This is a genomic window from Pseudomonas sp. KH_021, from assembly GCF_057838865.1.
This window is the reverse complement of record NZ_CM174477.1, coordinates 2,757,896-2,776,005: the sequence shown is the minus strand read 5'-3', so window position 1 is coordinate 2,776,005 and position 18,110 is coordinate 2,757,896. Positions and strand designations below refer to the sequence as shown.

Below are 18,110 nucleotides of genomic sequence, written 5' to 3'. Positions count from 1 at the left end.
CTCAGGGCCTCGTCACGAGAGTGGTCGTGGGTGCCGGGGTCGAAGCGGCGGTCATCGGCGCGCTTGGGCGAGTTTCTTCGTCGGTCTTGCGTGCGTCGGGGTCGTTGGAACGGTCCATCGACTGAATGTGCATGCTGGTTTCAGTGCCGGTCGGGAATTCCATGTCCGACGGGCTCTGGTACGGCAGGTTGCGCACGATGCGCGGGGTGATCGACAGCACCAGTTCGGACTTGCCCATGGTGTCCTTGTTGCTGCCGAACAACCGGCCCAGACCCGGGATGTCGCCCAGGCCCGGGATCTTGTTACCGGTGGCGCCGTGGTCGCTGCGGACCAGGCCAGCCAGCACCTGGGTTTCGCCGTCGTGCAGGCGCAGGCTGGTCTGGGCATTGCGGGTGTCGACCTGGACCGGGATGGTGCCTTGGCGAGTGGGTTCAAGCGGTGTGGCGTTACTCACTTCCAGGGCAATCTTGATCGCCACTTCGTTGTTCAGGTGCACCACCGGCGTGACTTCCAGTTTCAGACCCACATCCAGGTAGGTCACACTTTCGGTAATCACCGGGCCCTGGGTCGAGGGCACCGAGGTGGCGCTGATGATCGGTACCCGCTGGCCGATGTGAATGCGCGCCTGCTCCCGGTTACTGACACGAATCACCGGGCTTGCCAGGGTGTTGATGTCGTTGTCCTGGGCATTGATTTTCAGCTGAGGCGACGGCGCGATGGAGATGCGGCTGGAGGTGATCCCGCGCAGTTGGTCGAGCACGCCGACCCCAGTGCCATCGGCGTTGATCACGCCGAAGGTATTCGGCCATTGCATGCCCAGGTCAAGGATGCGCTGGCTGGCGACTTCCATCACTTCCACTTCCAGGATCACTTCCGGGCTGGACTGATCCTGGGCCTGCAATAGCTTCTCGGCCATACGCACCGCGTCGGGGGTGTCGCGCATGGTCAAGGTGTTGAGGCGTTCATCAACGAACACGTCGCGGGTCTTGAGCATGGTCTTGACCATGTTCAGCGCGGTGTTGGAATCGATGCTGGTCAGGTAGAAGGTGCGCATCACCAGCTCCTGATAATCCTTGGTTTTCTGCGGCGAATCCGGGTAGATCAGAAGGGTGTTGTCGTTCACCACCTTCTGGTGCAACTGGTTCTGGTCCAGCAGCAGTGCGATGGCATCTTCGATGCGCACTTCACGCACGAAAATGGTGGCTTTCATGTCCGGGCGCAGGTCTTTGTCGAAAATGAAATTCAGGCCCGCCACTTGGCTGAGCACCTCGAAGATGGTCTTGAGGTTTGCCTCGCGAAACTCCAGGGTGACCGGTTTGTCGAGGCGAGAGCGCAGTTGCGGGTACTGGGTGACGTTGCGGCTTTGTACCAACTCCACATCCTTGCGCAGGGCCAGGCCACCTTGGTTCTGTGGATCAAGCATGAGCACTTCGCGCACAATTTTTTCAGCACCGAACATATCGCCACGACGCAAGGCGGCCTGGCCGATACTTAGCCGCTCGTCAAGGCTGGCCATCTGTTCCATCTGGCGGATCGCTTCCCGGGCCCGACCGTTGGTAGGCTCGATGGTGAGTACCCGCCCATAGGCCTGGCGCGCGCCGGCGAAGTCGTGACGAGAACGGTCGCTGTCACCCTGGACGATCAAGGCTTCCACCGCCCGTGCCCGGCCACTGATCAACGCCAGGTTCAGTTCGGTATCGCGAGGCGATTTGGCCAAGCCCTCCTGGATCCGCGCCAAACCTGCCTCGTACTGGCCCTCCTCGATCAGCGCCAGGCCGTCCTTGCGCACACCGTTGCTGCTGCAACCGACCAGCGCTACACAGAGCGCGAGCATCATGCAGGGGAACGGTTTATTCAAACGAGCCATGTTCATGGTGCACTACTCCCTACTGACAAAGTCTGGGTCAAATGCAAAGGCAGGTAGACCAGGCTCAGCTCGGTGGCGGAGATATGGTCAATGCGGTAGGTGTTGTCGATGACGTCGCCGTGGCGCACGACGTAGAGCTTTTCGCCGTTCTGCAGAAAAACCTGTTGGTCTTGCTGGTTGTCCAGCCGGCCGATGAACTGAAAAGGCAACGGTGGCGCAATGGGTGCCAGATCCTCCGGGGCCACGGCCACCGGCTGTTCGGTGACGGTGGCCATTTGCACAGCCGGTTTCCAACTCTTGGCCGCGAACAGGTCGCCTTTGATCACCGGCTTGTCCTTGATGGCCTGCATTTTGGCCAACGGTGCAGACTTGGCCTGACCACTGCTGGCCTGCGTCGCTGCGTCTTGCGTGACGACGTCGTCCTTGAAGAAGTGTTCGGGCACCCAGGTCAGTGCAGCCGCCACCGCAAAGAACCCCACCCAGCCGAGCGTGCGTTGAGTGATCATCATGACCTCGACAGGTACAGGGTCATTCGAATGCGCCCGGTCAGTTCGGTATCGCTGATCCGTTTGCGTTGCAGGTCGATGTCTTCCAGCACCAGCGCCGGCAATTGCGTCAGCAGGGCGTGCAAAAAGCGGCGCAGTTGCGGGTAGTTGCCGCGTACCGGCAACAGGATCGAGTAGCGTGCCAGCTTGGTTTTCGGGTCGCTGCCCAGGGAGTACTCGCCGCGCGACAGGGTGATGTTTTCAGCCGCCGCCATGGCGTAGAGGCGATCGATCGCTTCGGTGGCCTGGGGCTGTGCGGGCAGACTGCTGCGAAAATCCTCCAGCTGGCGTTGAGGCACCAGAGGCGCCGCTTCATGGCCTTGATCGATGCGGTCCTGATAGGCCTCGGCCTCGCCCAGCTGCTGCTCGACGTCGTTCATAAAGCGAGCGCCTGGCACCAGCACGGCAGCCGTCTGGCCCAGCGCCAACAGCAATAGCCCGCCGCCGACCAGTCCTGGCCAACCGAGTTGGCGCACACGCTCGTGGAGGATCAATCTAGGGATGTGCATCGCCGATCTCCCAAGTAGCCGACAGGTTGAACTGCACCGGGTGTTCGGGAACCTGAGCGACGATCTCGTGGCTGAGCAACGACACGTCGTGCAGTTCACCGCTGGCTTCAAGACTCTTGTGAAACGCCAGCATCGCTTCCAGGTTGCGGGCTTCGGCGCTGATGCGAAGCTGGCCCTTGCGGGCATCCGGGGTCAGCGACAACAGGGCCACATCCTCACGGGGCAGCGCTTCGAGCATCGCAAACAGGTGCTCCCAGGGCCTGCGCAGTTGCTGGGACACCTCACGCATCTGCGCCAGGTGCTCGGTCTGCTCGCGGCTTTGCGCCGCTGACAGGTTCTGTTTGCCAGCGTGGCCGCCGTTCAGGCGTGTCTCGATGGCCTGCAGGCGTCGTTGGCTTTCGTCCAACTGTTGGTCTTGCTGGTGCTGCAGGAAGAACACCCCAGCGGCAAGGGCCACACCTGCCGCCAGCAGGCTCCAGCTCAGCGGGCCGATGCGGCGTACGGGCTTGAAGTCGAGCATCAAGGGGCGCATGTCAGGCCACCACTCGGGACATGACGTACAACACGTCACGTACCGAGTCCGATTCAGTTTCCAGGTTGCACAGCTGCACCCCGGCGATGTGCGGCGGGCTGTCCAGGCGGCCCGGCGCGTGCAGGTAAACCGACAGGGGGCGGTCGTGCTGGGAGGCCAGCAACACCACTTCGCGAGCGATCATGGCGCCGAGGGCCGCGTCGCTGTCATTGCCACCGACCGAGTGCACCGACACCCAGCGCCCGTCACCGGCCATCAGCAGTACGCTGCGAGACGGCTCGGCGACCACGAACAGAAAGTCGTTTTGGTCCAATTGGCGCCCGAAGCGGTTGTAGGCGGCCATCAGGTAGGGCTGCACCGAGATCAGCTTGACCTCGCGCTCTTGGGCAATGGCACCCAGGCGCTGCAACAAGGCCTCGGGCAAGGCCACGGCGATACGATCATGCCCTGCCGCCTCGGGCGAAAGGGTCAGCCGCCAGTCCTGGCCTGCGGCACCGTAGCGTTCTTCGAAACACACTCGGGCGTAGGCCAGCAGTTCGGCCGGGGTGTTGATCTGGTCACTCCAGGGCACCAGCCCGTAGCGGCTGTATTGGCCCGACAGCACCACACCGAGTGAGGCGCGGCGCGGCACGTGTTGGGCAAGAACACAATCGAGGGTATCCAGGGCAACCGACCAGGCCGACGCAGGGTCGCTGATAAAGCCAACGCTGCCCAGCCATTGGAGCTGGCCACGCCCTCGGCACAGCCCCACGCCACCGCTGCCGATCACGGCAATAAAACGATCAGGCGACAAAAGTGACACGATTGATCTCCTCAAGGGTCGTACGCCCTTCTCGCACCAGTTCCAGAGCCGAAGTACGCAGCAGGCGCAAGCCGCGGCTGCAGGCCAGGGCCTTGATTTTTGAAATCGGTTGGCGTTCCACGATCAGCTGGCGGATTTCGTCGTCCAGGTGCAGCAGTTCGGCAATGGCCGTGCGACCGCGATATCCGGTGCCACGGCACTGGCCGCAGCCGCGACCGTGGACAAAGTGGTAATCGCCCACGGCCTCCGCCTGCAGGCCGGAGGCCGCCAGCTCGTCTGCGCTGGGCACATGAGCCTCGGCGCAGGAGGGGCAGACCAGGCGAATCAGGCGCTGCGCCAGCACGGCATTGAGCGCCGAGACAAAGCTGTAGGGGTCTACTTCCATCTGGACGAAGCGGCCGATCACGTCGAACACGTTGTTGGCGTGGATGGTGGTGAACACCAAGTGACCCGTCAGTGCCGATTGCACGGCGATCTGCGCGGTGTCCGGGTCACGGATCTCACCGACCATGATCTTGTCGGGGTCGTGGCGCAGGATCGAGCGCAGGCCGCGGGCAAAGGTCAGGCCTTTCTTCTCGTTGACGGGGATCTGCAGCACACCCGGCAACTGGTACTCCACCGGGTCTTCGATGGTGATGATCTTGTCAACGCCACGGTTGATCTCAGTGATCATGGCGTACAGGGTGGTGGTCTTGCCGCTGCCGGTGGGGCCGGTCACCAGCACCATGCCGTAGGGTTCGGCGGCCAGGCGGCGCAGGCTGCGCAGGGTTTCGTCGGCAAAGCCCAGGGCTTGCAGTTGCACGCCACTGACCTTGTCGCTCAAGTCCTGTTTGTCGAGCACCCGCAGCACCGCGTCTTCACCGAAGATGCTCGGCATGATCGAAACCCGGAAGTCGATCTGGCGGCCATTGATTCCGATCTTGAAGCGGCCGTCCTGAGGCACACGTTTTTCGCCGATGTCCAGTTCAGCCATGACCTTGACCCGCGAGATCACCTGTTCGGCGAACTCGGTGCCGCTGGCCCTGCCGATGTTGTTCAACACCCCATCGATCCGGTATTTGATCACCAGCCCCGACCCGGTGGTGCCCAGGTGGATGTCACTGGCGTGCATCTTCAGGGCGTCGTAGAGGGTGGAGTTGACCAGCTTGACGACCACGCTTGCGTCTTCGCTGATGCTGGTCAGCGACAGGGTTTGCAGGTTATCGATCTCGACAGGGGTGTCGGCGTTGGCATTGAGCGACGCCACTGCATGAAAGCTTTCTTCGTGGCGGGCCAAATAAGCTGCAAGGTCAGCGGCATGCACCAGATACAGCGGCGCGCCATGCAGGCATTCGTCAATCCAGGCCAGGCGGCTGCTGTCGAAGGGGTCGGCAAACACGCCGATCACTTCATCGCCATGGCGCAGCAGGACAAATTCACGCTTGATGCTCTGGGCCAGGGTCACCCGGTCAAACAGTGGCGCGGCGGCAAACAGCGCCTGGGTGTCCAGCACGGGGTAATGCAGCGTGGCACCCAGGCGCTCGACGAACGCGGTAGGCTCCAGTGCACTCAGGGCTTCGAGGGTTTGCAGGACGCGCTCGCCGCAGGCGGCGGCAGTGGCGTGGGCCTGGGCCAGTAGTTCGCAGGTAAAGGCAGGTGGTGCGGTTACACCCCGCGGGGGCTCGACGGCGACGAACAGACGTTCCATGGCATGTACTCCAACGCCTCGGGGCGGTAGCCCAGTTGGCGCGGCCAGCCATTACGGCACTGCCGAAACGTCAGATCGCGCCCCTACTCCCCGGTGAGCAGTTGTGAGTCGTCTGGTGCGACAGAGGCCGATTTGCGTCGATCTGCCAACACCCAGCTGCCGTCATACAACTGCAGGGGGAAATTTTCATTCCTGCCCTGGCGTCGTTCGACGAACCCTTCAGCGCGGTTAGCCCCAGGCTTCGGTTCCCGCTTAACCCCCATCAGGTCACAGACTGCACGGGCCAATTCCGCCAACGGAAAGGGTTTGAACAGGATATGACTGACCTTTCGTTGCATCGCGCCCTCCTTGACCTCAGTGGTCGGGTGAGCGGTGATCAGCACGAAATGACAGTCCCTGTGTTGGCGAACAGCCTCGAGAATCTGAAAACCCGTCATGTCGGGTAAACGAAAATCGAGCACTACGACGTCGGGTGAAAACTCCTCAGCCGCCTTGATGGCTGTGGAACCGTCGTGGGCCACACGAACCTTCAGACCTTGCGCCTCGAGATACGCTTCGAGGTTTTGCGCAAGGATCAATTCGTCTTCAACTACCAGCACTTTGTTTACCAAGGTCGACTCCTTGAAACGGGTCAGGTCCGGTTTCCCGTCCTGGCGAAGCGTCGCCCTTGATAAGGCTTGAGCACGCTTCGTGCCAGGCGTAACGCTTCAGTTAGAAGCTGTGTAACCCATTGATTTAACTAGATAAATATTTTCAACCTAGCCAGACATCACCGTACCGCCCCCAAATTCGGGGGAGCTTTGGAATGTCCCGTCAGCGGTTACCCCAACATTGGGGGTTGCATCACCCGGCGTCAATGCGCTCAATTCGGCCCTGGGAGCGCAATCGCTCCAGCAACGCCCGGACAACCTGGGCGTGCTGTCGATCGAAATAGTGGGTTTTGAGCCATGCGAGTCCTTGCCCACTTGAGACCATGGCCTCAAATGATTGGTTCGACTGGATAAGGACGTCTTTTCCGTCGTTCTGGTAAAACGCCTTGAGCTGCTCAACACCGGGCTCCTCGATGTGGGTCAACCGGGCATAAATCTGCCGAGCCGCCATTTCGTGACGAGTGTAGTCGGCAAAGCTTTGCTCATCGAACCCGGCCTCGGCCAGGCGACGGGCGAAGGCCTGGGGCGACTTGAAGGCCTGGCGCAAGCGCTCGACTTCGGCTGCGACCACGTTGTCCTCGATCACCACGCCTTGGCGCAATGCCTCCTGCCAAAGCAGCTCCTTATCGATCATTTCATCCAGTGCCGCCGTGCGCAGCCGGCCATACACGCTGGGGTTGCGGATACTGGTGACGGCACGGCCTTCAGCCTGCAGGTAGTCGCTGAAGTAGCGTTCAAGGCGCATCTGGCTGATCTCCACGCCATTGACACGGGCTGCCACTGGGCCGCCCACCGGCAAACTCGCCTGTGCCTGCGGCCACCAGCAGCAGAGGATCGATACGGCAATCCAGGCTTTCATCCTGTACCTCCAGCGATCAGTGCGCCGCAACACTTTGTAGAAACGGCGCCACGGGATAAAACAACGGACCGGGCAACTCGACAGTGACCACATGGGCCCCACTCAAGCCTTGATGCTTACCAGGGCCAAAGCTCACAGGCGGCGTCAGCCCGGTGGCAAAGTCGTGCAGGCCTTCGAGTGCAGCGACCAGCTTTTCCCGGCTGGCATCGCGACCTGCGCGCTTGAGCCCTTCACTGAGCAGCAGGACCGAGCAATAGGTGCCCACCTGCAGCAACGCGTGTTGGCTATCCAGGCCCTGGCGCTTGCGCAACGCGGTCAATGCAGCCTTGCCAGCCTGGGTCCAGTCGCTGGGAATAAATGGATACGCAAGAAACACACGCCGGGAATACTCGACCGGCAATTGCTGCACCTCACCGGCCACCTGGTTGGAGGCCGCAAACAGATAGGGCGCAATGGCCTGCCCCTTGAGCTGCTCGGCAAGGGCCAGAAAGCCTGGACCATCGCCCAGCCAGAACACACTGTTGATCGGCGCCGCCGACAGGTCTGCGGGGTCGTCGAACGCTTGCAGGCGCACCTGTTGCCAGCCATGGGATTGCAGATCACTTTGCAGGTTCTGTGCGGCCTGTTGCTGCCCTGCCCCTGCCTGATAAGCCACAAGGGCCGGCAAGGCACGGGCTTCAAGGCGTTCGCTGGCATAGAGGGCCAAGGCCCCTAACTGTTCACGCAAGCCTGGCAGCGGCTCGAAGATCTGCGGGCTGGCCAGGCTGTCGCCGAGCATCGACAACGCGCCCACCATCGGCACCCCGCTCTGCTCCAGGCGATCGGCCAACTGGCTATCCAGAGCCGGCGCCAACGGCGCAATCAGGGCAAACACCTGCTCCGGCCCCAGCAGTTGCTGCAAGGCACGTTCGGCGCTTTGCTGGTCGGGGCCAGGGTCGAGATTGACCAATTGCAACTGGCGACCATGAATGCCACCGGCTTCATTGATCCGTGCCAGGCTGCCTTCCAGGATCGCCGCCACGGTCGCGGCGGCTGGCGCCAGAGGCCCATGGCGCGGTAGCAGCGTGCCCAGGCGCAATTGCTCGGTTTGCACGCCAGGGTCGCGGTCTTCGCCGAGGCGCTTGAGGTAGGCGGTGAGGTTCTGCTGGTCACCACTGGACAGCACAAAACGCGGCATGGCGGTGTCCAGGGGGTTGCCGCCAGGATCGATGCCCTCCTGTATCGCTCGCGCCAACTTGCCCTCACTGTAGCCTGGGTAGCGCCGACCATTGATATGCCCACTGGCCTGGCTCAGGCGCTGCCAGGTGATATCCGGTGGACGCACCCCACCTTCTGGGCGGCCGCGACCATCGGCGCCGTGGCAGTTGGCGCAGGGCAAGGCCGAGCCTGGCAGCAGCATGTCAGAGGCGCCCACGCGTGCAGATACTTGCGCCGCACTGGCTGACACACCTTCGCGGTACAGCCGCTTGCCAGCCAACTCCTGAGGGGTCAGTTGCAAGGCAAACGCCGAACCGCTCAGACAGGCCAGCAGCCCGAGGGTGGCGATCAAGGAGGTCGCCATGACCGTGCTCATCGGCCGGCCAGTGGCTGGGACAGCAGTTGCAGGCGTTCGGCAATGGCCTTTGCCGGCGCATCCGGGCGAATCTTGCTCCAGCGCTTGTTGGCCACATCGCCGACAATCAGTTGGGTGGAGTGCTGTTCGGGGCTGGGAATCAAGTGGCCCAGACGGCCCAGCACCACGTCCATATTGGCCTTGTCACCGGTCAGGAACAGCCAGTTGGGGTCGTCGGCACCCTGCTTGGCGGCAAACGCCTTGAGGGTGTCCGGCGTATCGCGCTGCGGGTCGCTGCTCAGGGAGATAAACACCACTTGGCTGGCCAGCGGCTCACCCAAGGCATCGCGAACCTCCTTGAGCTTGCGCGTGATCAGCGGGCAGGCATCGGTGCAGTGGGTAAAGATCACATTGAGCAACACCACGCGGTTCTTCAGCACATCGCTGTAGAACTTCAGTGTGTTGCCATGCTGGTCCACCACCTGTGTGTCGGTGAAATACGCCTGGGCATCGCGAGTGCCAGTCAAGGCCGGTGGTGCGGCCATGGCCGGCTCCGTTGCCTTGGTCGCTGAGTGGCCTTCATGGGCCATGGCCTGGGCGAAGACCAACAGGCAGGCCAGGAGGCTGATACCGCGCACTGTCGAAAGGCTCATGGCTGATGCTCCAGGGCGACGGCGGTGTGTTTGGCGTGAACGCGACGCGCGCCCAGCCGTTCGATCTCACTGACCAGCACGGCCGGATCGGTGAAGCCGTAATAGCGGGTCCAGTGGCCACTGCGGCCATCGCCGACGAGGATCAGCGGCGGGTGGTTCTTCAAATCCGGGCTGAAGCTGCCCAAGCCCTTGAGGGTCTCAGTGACCGCGTACTGGGTACCGGTCAGCCAGCTCCAACCCGGGCCATCCTGGAATTTCTGTGCGTAGCCCTTCAGCCGCTTGGGGTCATCGCGCAGTGGGTCAACGCTGATCGACACCAACTGCACCTCATCGCCCACTCGACCGCCCAGTTGCTTCTGGACTTTGCCCATGATCGAGGACACCACCGGGCACACCGTGCTGCAACTGGTGTAGATGAAGCCCATCATCACGAGCTTGTCGCCGACCAGATCCTTTTCCAGCCGCACCGGCATGCCGTTCTGGTCCAGCAAGGACACGTCGGCAAAGTGCACACTGACCCTTTCCTGATGCGGCGCGGCAGGCGCGTGGCCTTCGTGCTCGGCGGCCGAGTGAGCGTGGGCCAAGCCGCTGGCGAGCAGGATGGCGGTCAAAAAGCTTAGCGGGCAAACCCCGCACAGCCGTCTGTTGAGGTTCATCATCGTCATCTCCTTGTCGATAGGTTCAACGAGCCTGTTCGGCGGATATCACCCGCAAGCTGGCAAAGGCCTTGTCCCCCAGCGCATTCCCCAAAGTGGGGGAACGCACATGGACATACCAGGCGCCGCTCTGGGCCAGCTCCAGCGGCGCTTCATAGAGGCCGTCACTGATTTCACGCACCGGCACTTCCCGGGCGCGGGAAGATGGCGCCAAGTAGTAACGCAAGGTCAGGTCTGTGAGCCCCACCCTTGGCTCGCCGTGCCCTTGCAGCACCTTGAAGCGCAAGGTGTAGGGCTGGCCAGCCGTCAATGGCGTGCGATCCTTGAGAAACTCCAGGCGCGGCGCGCTAAGCGGTACGCTGCCGGGGCGCTGTTCGATCTGGGTGCTGAAGCAGTGGATGATTTGGGGTTGGTTGAGCAAGAACGCTACATCGAAGCGCCCCGCTGCCGGCAGCTTGACCGTGGAGCTGTAGACCCCTGGTTTCACTTCGCGCAGGCTGCGGTCGACCACCAGGGCGGCGCGCGCCACATGGCCACGGTTGAGGTAGCCGGACATCGGTGAGTTCATGCCTTCGGTGTAGAAGTAGGTGGTGTTGTCGACCGGGTTGACCACAAACACGGCGTTGTCATCGCGCGCCGGCACCAACCCCTGTGCCAGCGGCAAGTCCCCCGCCTGGCGAGGGGCAGCAGGGCCTGCGTCGAAGCCTTGGATAATCGGCTCGCGGCCCTCCCCCAGGCTCGACAGGTTGACCATGGTGACTTTCGGCGAAGCGAGCCCGCGCACATAGGCGTAGGCCTGGGTGAAGGTCACCTGATAGGGCTCGGCCGACACGTCCAGCTGGTGCACGACCCTGTCCGTCGCCGCATCAATGACCAAGGCCTGATTGGTCAAGGTATTGAGGGCCACGCCAAAACGCCCATCAGGGCTAAAGCGCATCGGCCCGAGGCCTTGTCTCGCCTGGATCACGCTACGCACTTCAAGGCTTTTGGCATCGACCACGGTGATGGTGCCGTCCTTGCCATCGGCCACATAGATCGCCTGGGACAAGCTGGACGAGGCAACCGACAGCGGGCTCGAACCGGTTTTCAGGTTCTTGCGCAACATACGGCTGGCGGTATCGATCACACTCAAGGTGCCGCTGTCGCGGTTCGTGACAAACACCCGCTGCGAGTCCTGGCTGAAAGCAATTTCATGGTGGCCAAGGCCTGTCGCGATAAAGCCCACCGGTTTCAGGCTGTTGGTGTCGATCACACTGACGCCACTGTGGGCCTGGTCCTGGTCATTGTTGCCCACCCAGAGCAAGCGTCCATCAGGCTGCAGCGCCACGCGCACTGGCTGCTTGCCGGCGGCAATCGTGCTCGCCAGCTGGAATTTGTCGGTGTCGATGTTCGCGACTTCACCCGCCTCGGGCATCGACACAAAGACGCGCTTGTCCCCTTCGCTGGCCACCCAGTCCATCGGCGGGCGCGGCAGATCGATGCGCGCCAGGGTGCTGGTGGTGCCACCCACTGACACGGTGGGGTCGATCACGCTCAAACTGGCGTCCTTGTTCAGTACCAGCAAAAAGTAGCTGTTGAGGTCCATCAACGGGCGGGCGCCAATACTGCTCTTGAGAAACAGCGCCACGCGCGACTTGCAGCTTTTGTCCCGATCAAGCGACGGCTCGTTTTCCAGGGCCGGGTCCAGCCAGGCGCCGGGGGAAACCCCCGACAGTGGCTGGCCCGACGTTTGATCGGTGATCTTGAAGCTGACGTTGGCAAAGCTGCCTTCGGTCAGCGCCTCCCCCGCCACCAACGGCCGCAGTTCAAAGTCAATGGCGACGCCATCGCGTACCAGCCGACTGTCCTCCTGGCGCGGCAGGGCTGCCTCGACCTGCTCGCACCACATTTCTTCGTAGCCGATCCCCAGCCCCACCAGGGTAAGCCCCGCCAGCAGGCTGAAAACAACAGGTCTGTTCTTCTTGTTCATGACAACTCCCTGACCCTGTCGTGTGTTATTTGGCAGGCGCTACGGCCGGTTCCACTTCGTTGCTCACCCGCAGCAGGCCCCACAGCCCCGCCGAGTTCCCCCAGGCGGCGAAGTCGCGGAACAGGTAGTCACCCGCAATGGCGTTGCTACCCCCTGCGCTGGGGAGCATGAAGCTGAAGTGAGCAGCGGGCAGTACGCTCTCCTGGGCACCGATGTACATCGACATCGGGTTGTAGCCAAAGCGCACCGACCCCACCCCCGGCGCCCCCATGGGGTAGCCATCTGCATCTACTTTCTCGGGTTGCAGGGCGTGCAGCGGCCAGACATGGCCATCCAATTGGAAGGTCGAGCCACGGCTGCCCCCGGTCGGCAACAGGATATGGGTACGGAATGGCTGGCCAGGCTTGGCCGTCAGCACCGGCGTTTGTGGGTCGCCACCGATCAGCGCATTGCTGTAGGCCATGTGGTTATTCGGCACATCGGCCCAGCCGTTGCCGTCGGCGTGGCCGAACGGGGCGTTGGGTGCCTTGGCGAAGCGGTACCACAGCGGCTCGCTCCGGTAGTTGATGGCCATGCTGGAGTTGTCTTTCGGATCGGACGGCACGCCGTTGCCTTCGGTGGCGATCCCTTCGACCGGACGACCATTGGCCCAACGCATGTTTAGCGCCTTTTGCCAGACCGTCGCAAAGTCGCGGTACACCGGCTGGTTCGGCGCGGTCACGGTGGCCGAGGCGCGGCTGCGCACATCTTCGGTCCAGGTGGCACCGACCGGCAGGATGCTCATGGCCCCGCCCAGGCCTTTCTGGCCCTGCTTGATGACATCGGCCGGGGTCAGGTTCAGGCCGCCGAACTCGATGGCGGTGGTGTTGATGTTGTCGACGCTGCGGCCCAGTTGCGTGACGGGCTTGCCTTCACGCGCCAGGTGCCCGGCGTAGTACTGGTACACCTTGCTGGGGTAGGCCCCGGTGTTGCCGACCCGTGGTGGCACGGTCTGGACTGGGTTGGCACCGACGTTGGCACCGTCCGACTTGGTGATGTCATAGGCCAGCAGTTGAGTGTGCAGGCCTACATGGCTGGACGGCCGCATCATGTTGTTGTTGAAGGTGCTGGAGCCCTCGACATGGTTGCGGTCGCGCTTGACGATCCCTTGCATCACCGCGGTGCTGGCCAGGTCCGGCATCACCAGCGGCAAGCGGTTCTCCAGGGTCACACTGATGCAATCGCCTGCCGCCGCGCGCAGGACCAGAGGCTCGATCGGTACGCCGGCCTTGAGCTTGCCGGTGATTGGGTCCAGGTCGGACTTGCGTACATACATCACTGCAGTCGGGTCATGCAGCGGCCCGCTCTGCCCACCGATGGTGAAAGTTGCCCCATCTTCGGGGTCGAACACCGTCACCCGTGGAATGCTCACCGCCCGCGAGTTGTACACCAGGGTGCCGCCACCCGCCTTGAGTGGGCCGCCGACATGCTCATTGACGCCTGCCGGGTCGGTGATGCTCAGGTTCAGTGGGTTGGTGAGGATATCGTTGGCCAGCGCCGCGACGATCTCATAGCTGCGTTTAGGCGTTGGCCGAGTACCGATGCCCGTGGGGTTGGCGCTGTAACGCGGGCAGATGCCGTCGAACGCCACGGTATTGCGCGCCGCCAGCGGTTGAGGATTGTTCGGCAGCGCGAACAGGTCGGCGCGCTTGGCGGTGTAGTTGCGCATCACCCCCCAGATACCGTTCCAGTAGCCCTCCAATGAAGCATCCAGCGAGTACAGGTAGTCGCCGGTGGTGGCGGCCGAGCTGGAGAGCATGTTGACCGGGGCATTGAAGCCCAACTGCTCGGAGAGGCCAACCATCTGTGACGCCTTCCACCCCGAATTGGAGCTGCTGCCAAAGCCCGAGCCGTTCTGCAACCACTTGACCCCGTGCATAGTGACGTTGTGCTCTTCCTCGTAGCCACCGGCGTTCATGCGCAGCCGCACGTTGTCACCCGAATAGGTACGCAGCATCGGCGTGAAGGGGTCGCCAGGTTCAGCGCCGGCCTTGTTGATGTGCGGCGGAAACAGCGTGGTCCCGCCGGTCGGTCCGACGGCCGAGGTGATGGCGGCCGGCGACAGGTTCATCGCTGGGATCGCGCGGTCGGTACGGCTTTGCAGCGCGTAGGCCAGATCGCCCGCCAGGCCATCGGCTTGCATGCCGCGCTTGCCGTCGGGTGCGACCTTGTTGGGGTCGAACACCCGCAGCGAGACCGGCTCGTTGCGATAGTTGACGACAAACATGCCAGGGTCATCCACCGAGATGGCTTGTGGGCACGGCCGGCTGGAGCAGTTGGGCTGGAGGCCGCCACGGGCTTCAATCACCGCTTCAAGCAGCGTTGCCGCTTCTTTGCGTACCGGTGGGTTGATGGCAAAGCGGAAGCTGTCGGCGGTGGCCGGGAACGCCGAACCGTTTGGAATCCCATCCGGACCTGCACCGACGTACACGCCAGCTTCGTAGGCGTGCTGGAAGTCGCCGAATTCCAGGAAGAACTCGCGGTAGCTGTCGTTCTTGCCATCGTTGTCCAGGTCACCGGTGGCCACCACGGCCTGCCACGAGGTGGGCCCGCCGTCCTGGCGCAACGCCGTGTTGTACAGCGGCTCGCCGGTTTCGGCGTGATACCAGGTGGAGCCTGCTGGCTCCGCCAGCACCGTGGCGTACAAGCCCACCTGCTGGTGGGTCGATGGGCTGAGGTGGTCGTGGGTGAAGATGGTCCCCAAGCCACGGTCGATGCCTTGGGTATTGATCACCGGGTCAATGAACCAGCGCTGCATTTGAGTCCGCGCGCCCAGCCAATCGGCCCGGCCAAAGCGGCCGAAAAACGGATGGTTCTTGGCTTTCGGGCAGGTCGACGTGCCGTCGCGCGGGTCGGTGTCCAGGCATCCGTTGAAGCGGCGGATTGCCTGGATACGCTCAACCACGGTGCCGGGCGAAAGAATGCCATCTTCGTAGTTCCAACCGTTGGAGGAACCATCGGCAGCCGTCAGGTCCCACTTGGGCAGGTGGATGTGCTGGCCGATCACGTCGGTTGGCGTGCGAATCTGATAGTCGTCCATCTCGTAGAACGAGGGGATCAGGTTGGTGTGCTGGTACATCACGCAGTCAAAGGTGTTGGTGCGCATCACCAGCGGCTCGGGTGGACGCTGTTTGGTGATCACCGGCCAAGCGTCTTCCCACAGGGCAATGATCCGCGCTTGCGGGAAGTGGTAGCCAACCTTGTTGTAGACGGCATCGAACTGAATATTGGCGCCCTTGTAGATCCGTGGCCGGTCGGCGCTGAACGGGGAAGAGCCTGTGAACGACATGCCATCGGTACGCTCACCACTGTTGAACACACCGTTGCCGGCTGCGGTGGTCAGGCGCTTGGCGCGGTCATCCATGCAGGGTTCATAGAACGGTGCACCGGCTACCGGTGCAGCGCCGTTGGTGCGGAAATTACGGGCGACAATCTGGTTGCCCGGCAACAAGGCGAAGCTTGGGTGCTCAAGCTTGGCGTGGAAAGCCATGGCCGCTTGCTCGACGTCAGTGCCCTCCTCCGGCATGAACACCGCCTTGGCGCGGGTCATCTCCTTGGAGAAGTCCAGGTTGGTCGTGGTGGTGCGGGCCTCGCCACCTGCGGCGACGCCGTCCAGTGCATGACGCGGCAAGCCGCCATCCCAGCCGGCCGACTGGGCCGGATCGAGGTTGGCCCACAAGGCCTTGCCACTGGCCTTCAAGGCAGTGGCCTTGGCAGCATCAAGCATGTCCAGCGGCGGGGTTGGCGGGCGCTGGCCAACAGTACTTTCAATACCGCCGATCCAGAACGGGAAGCCCGGGTTTTTCAGGCTGCCGTCAGCGTTGCGGTTGGCTTCGCTGCGGTCCACCAACGCCAGGGAGCCAATGGCTTGTAGTTGCGGCGTACCCGAGTGGTCGTCTTCTTCGTCATGCTGGGCAACCACTTCACCCATTTTTGGCACCACCGCGACTTTCCCCGGCATGGGCGCCATGGCCTTGCCAGGCAGCGGGACAATGGCCGGGATCGGCGTACCGGCAATGATCTCGCCGTCGGGCAGCGCCCGCGCGCCAGCGGCAGGCTTACCGCTGCGCAGGCCGAATGGGGTGGTGTGAAAGTTGTCCTGGCCTTGGGCAGACACGTCAAGCCGAGTGCCCTCTTCAAACACATCGTGAATCCGCCACATCGTCCACATGCCCTGGGCGAAATGCGGGTAGAAGTGGCAGTGGTAAATAGCGTCGCCCGCGACCCGGTTGCGGTTACCCGAACCACCGTTGGCGATTTCATAGGTGTAACCGGTGCCCGGGCCAATGCCCTGGGCATCCATGTAGTCGGAATTGTCGTCGTTGGGGTTGAACAGCCACTGGTGCCCATGCAGGTGGAAAATATGTTGCTCGTGCCCGCTGTGGGTGTTGCGGATCTTGACGAAGTCACCGATGTAGCTGTGGTTGACGTTGGACGGCTCGGACGGGTAAAGGGCCATGGTGGCCTTGACGCCAATGTCCTTGGCCTCGGGTATTTCACCGGGGCGGATGCCTTCCAGGCCGATGTTGGCCGGAATATCGACCAGCATCGCCACATCGCCGACCGTGTGAGCACTTAAGAAGAACTCTTCATAGGCGCACGACAGGCAGTCGTGCATCGGCCCTACGCCCAAGCGGTTGGCGACCACTTCTGCGCCCATGCCGCCGGAGCCGTAGTTGATCATGAACGAGTCGCGGACCGGTTCCAGCACATGGCCCATGGCAGGGTCTGCCCAGTAACCGGGGAAGGCCTGGGTCACGGCAGTTTCGTCATTGAACACCGCGGCAAAATCGCGGAAGGGTTCCAGCCGGTTGGGCAGCGCCGGGTTGCGCTTGCCGATGCTTTCCAGCGGGTAAGTCGAGGGTGGGAAGCTGCCATCGTCTTTGGGGCCCATGACGATAGCGTCGGTTTCGCTGGAGATGATTTCGTTGCCGTCGGTCATGGCCACGATCGGCATGCCGGCCTTGCCTTCACGAATCCAGGGCTCGCGCTGTGGGTAGCGCGCCTGGTAGTCGATGATCGGCTGGCCGGTGGGTGCGCGGCCGGTGGTGGCCAGGCGCATTTCTTCTTCGGACAGCGTATTGCGGAACGTCCGCCCGCCCTTGGGCACCACCACGACTTGGCCAAACAGGCCATTGGCGACGTTACCGGCAGCGCCTTCGCCGCCAAAGGTTGCCCCCTGGCTGATGGCAGCAAACGCCCCTTCGCGCTCGGCGAACAAGGTATAAGAGCGAGTGCCGCCCACGGCAACCAGGAAGTTGGCGTTGCGCCCGGTGTTGGCGGAGATGTCCTGAATCCCGTTCACCGCCTGCAGGCCGTTGACCTGGAAGCCCACGGTGCGGTCAGTGACCTGATCATCGACGATCGGATCGTCGGCTTCGTCCGTCAGGTGCTTGTTGGGGTTAGCCTGGTAGGCCAGCAGGTTCTGCAGATTGACGGTGAGGCAGTCTCCAGCTGCCACCCGCAGCACAATCGGCCGTGGGCGCTTGTCCGGGCGCAGGGAAACCTTGCCGGGGATGGCCGCACCGCCCTTGTCCAACGGGATGTCATGCTCATCCACCACATCGCGGCGTAGCGCGAACATCATGCCATTGGCGTTCTGCGCGCCCAGGCGGTTGAACATCAGCGGTTGGTCAAATGCGACGATGTTGGCGACCAGGTTACGCTCGCAGCGTACAGCGGCCTCAGCGAAGGGCTCAAAGCCCAGGCACGACAAGGTCACCAAGACCAAGGTGAAGAACCGCTGAGGGTGGTCGAAGCCTTTGATCATGATCATCGGTACGTGCCTCG

Annotated in this window: 13 protein-coding genes; all 13 read right to left on the bottom strand. The window is 62.8% G+C overall.

Annotated features, from left to right (window positions below; translation table 11 throughout):
* Position 1: 1 nt before the first annotated feature.
* The 13 genes from AC3IX4_RS12850 to mnxG all read right to left on the bottom strand — a co-directional run bounded on the left by AC3IX4_RS12850 (position 2) and on the right by mnxG (position 18,096).
* Entirely contained in the window at positions 2-1,873 is a 1,872-nt protein-coding gene (locus AC3IX4_RS12850; RefSeq protein WP_489260887.1) for a secretin N-terminal domain-containing protein, read from the bottom strand.
* A complete protein-coding gene (locus AC3IX4_RS12845; RefSeq protein ID WP_489260886.1) occupies positions 1,870-2,373 on the bottom strand; it encodes a hypothetical protein in 504 nt (167 codons plus the stop codon). Before AC3IX4_RS12845 ends, AC3IX4_RS12850 begins: the two co-directional genes overlap by 4 nt.
* A complete protein-coding gene (locus AC3IX4_RS12840) occupies positions 2,373-2,921 on the bottom strand; it encodes a GspMb/PilO family protein (RefSeq protein ID WP_489260885.1) in 549 nt (182 codons plus the stop codon). The genes AC3IX4_RS12845 and AC3IX4_RS12840 overlap by 1 nt, the downstream gene beginning before the upstream one ends.
* Complete coding sequence (locus tag AC3IX4_RS12835; protein ID WP_489260884.1) at positions 2,908-3,453, bottom strand: pilus assembly protein; 546 nt, start codon at positions 3,451-3,453, stop codon at positions 2,908-2,910. The genes AC3IX4_RS12840 and AC3IX4_RS12835 overlap by 14 nt, the downstream gene beginning before the upstream one ends.
* A 1-nt stretch (position 3,454) precedes the next feature.
* On the bottom strand, positions 3,455-4,255 hold the full coding sequence (locus tag AC3IX4_RS12830) for a hypothetical protein (RefSeq protein ID WP_489260883.1): 801 nt from the start codon (positions 4,253-4,255) through the stop codon (positions 3,455-3,457).
* Positions 4,236-5,942, bottom strand: a complete 1,707-nt coding sequence (locus AC3IX4_RS12825) for a GspE/PulE family protein (RefSeq protein WP_489260882.1) — start codon at positions 5,940-5,942, stop codon at positions 4,236-4,238. Before AC3IX4_RS12825 ends, AC3IX4_RS12830 begins: the two co-directional genes overlap by 20 nt.
* An 83-nt stretch (positions 5,943-6,025) precedes the next feature.
* Entirely contained in the window at positions 6,026-6,553 is a 528-nt protein-coding gene (locus AC3IX4_RS12820) for a response regulator (RefSeq protein ID WP_489260881.1), read from the bottom strand.
* Between the two features lie 232 nt (positions 6,554-6,785).
* Positions 6,786-7,451, bottom strand: coding sequence for a SurA N-terminal domain-containing protein (locus AC3IX4_RS12815; RefSeq protein WP_489260880.1), 666 nt, complete (start codon positions 7,449-7,451; stop codon positions 6,786-6,788).
* Positions 7,452-7,467: 16 nt separating this feature from the next.
* Positions 7,468-9,012 (bottom strand): ABC transporter substrate-binding protein, encoded by a 1,545-nt coding sequence (locus AC3IX4_RS12810; protein WP_489260879.1) that lies wholly within the window; start codon positions 9,010-9,012, stop codon positions 7,468-7,470.
* Positions 9,013-9,020: 8 nt separating this feature from the next.
* Positions 9,021-9,656, bottom strand: coding sequence for an SCO family protein (locus AC3IX4_RS12805; RefSeq protein WP_489260878.1), 636 nt, complete (start codon positions 9,654-9,656; stop codon positions 9,021-9,023).
* Positions 9,653-10,315, bottom strand: a complete 663-nt coding sequence (locus AC3IX4_RS12800; RefSeq protein ID WP_489260877.1) for an SCO family protein — start codon at positions 10,313-10,315, stop codon at positions 9,653-9,655. The genes AC3IX4_RS12805 and AC3IX4_RS12800 overlap by 4 nt, the downstream gene beginning before the upstream one ends.
* A gap of 22 nt (positions 10,316-10,337) precedes the next feature.
* Entirely contained in the window at positions 10,338-12,281 is a 1,944-nt protein-coding gene (locus AC3IX4_RS12795; RefSeq protein WP_489260876.1) for a cytochrome D1 domain-containing protein, read from the bottom strand.
* A gap of 25 nt (positions 12,282-12,306) precedes the next feature.
* Positions 12,307-18,096 carry a manganese-oxidizing multicopper oxidase MnxG gene (gene mnxG, locus AC3IX4_RS12790; RefSeq protein ID WP_489260875.1) on the bottom strand — a complete coding sequence of 1,930 codons (5,790 nt, stop codon included), beginning with the start codon at positions 18,094-18,096 and terminating at the stop codon, positions 12,307-12,309.
* Between the last annotated feature and the right edge of the window lie 14 nt (positions 18,097-18,110).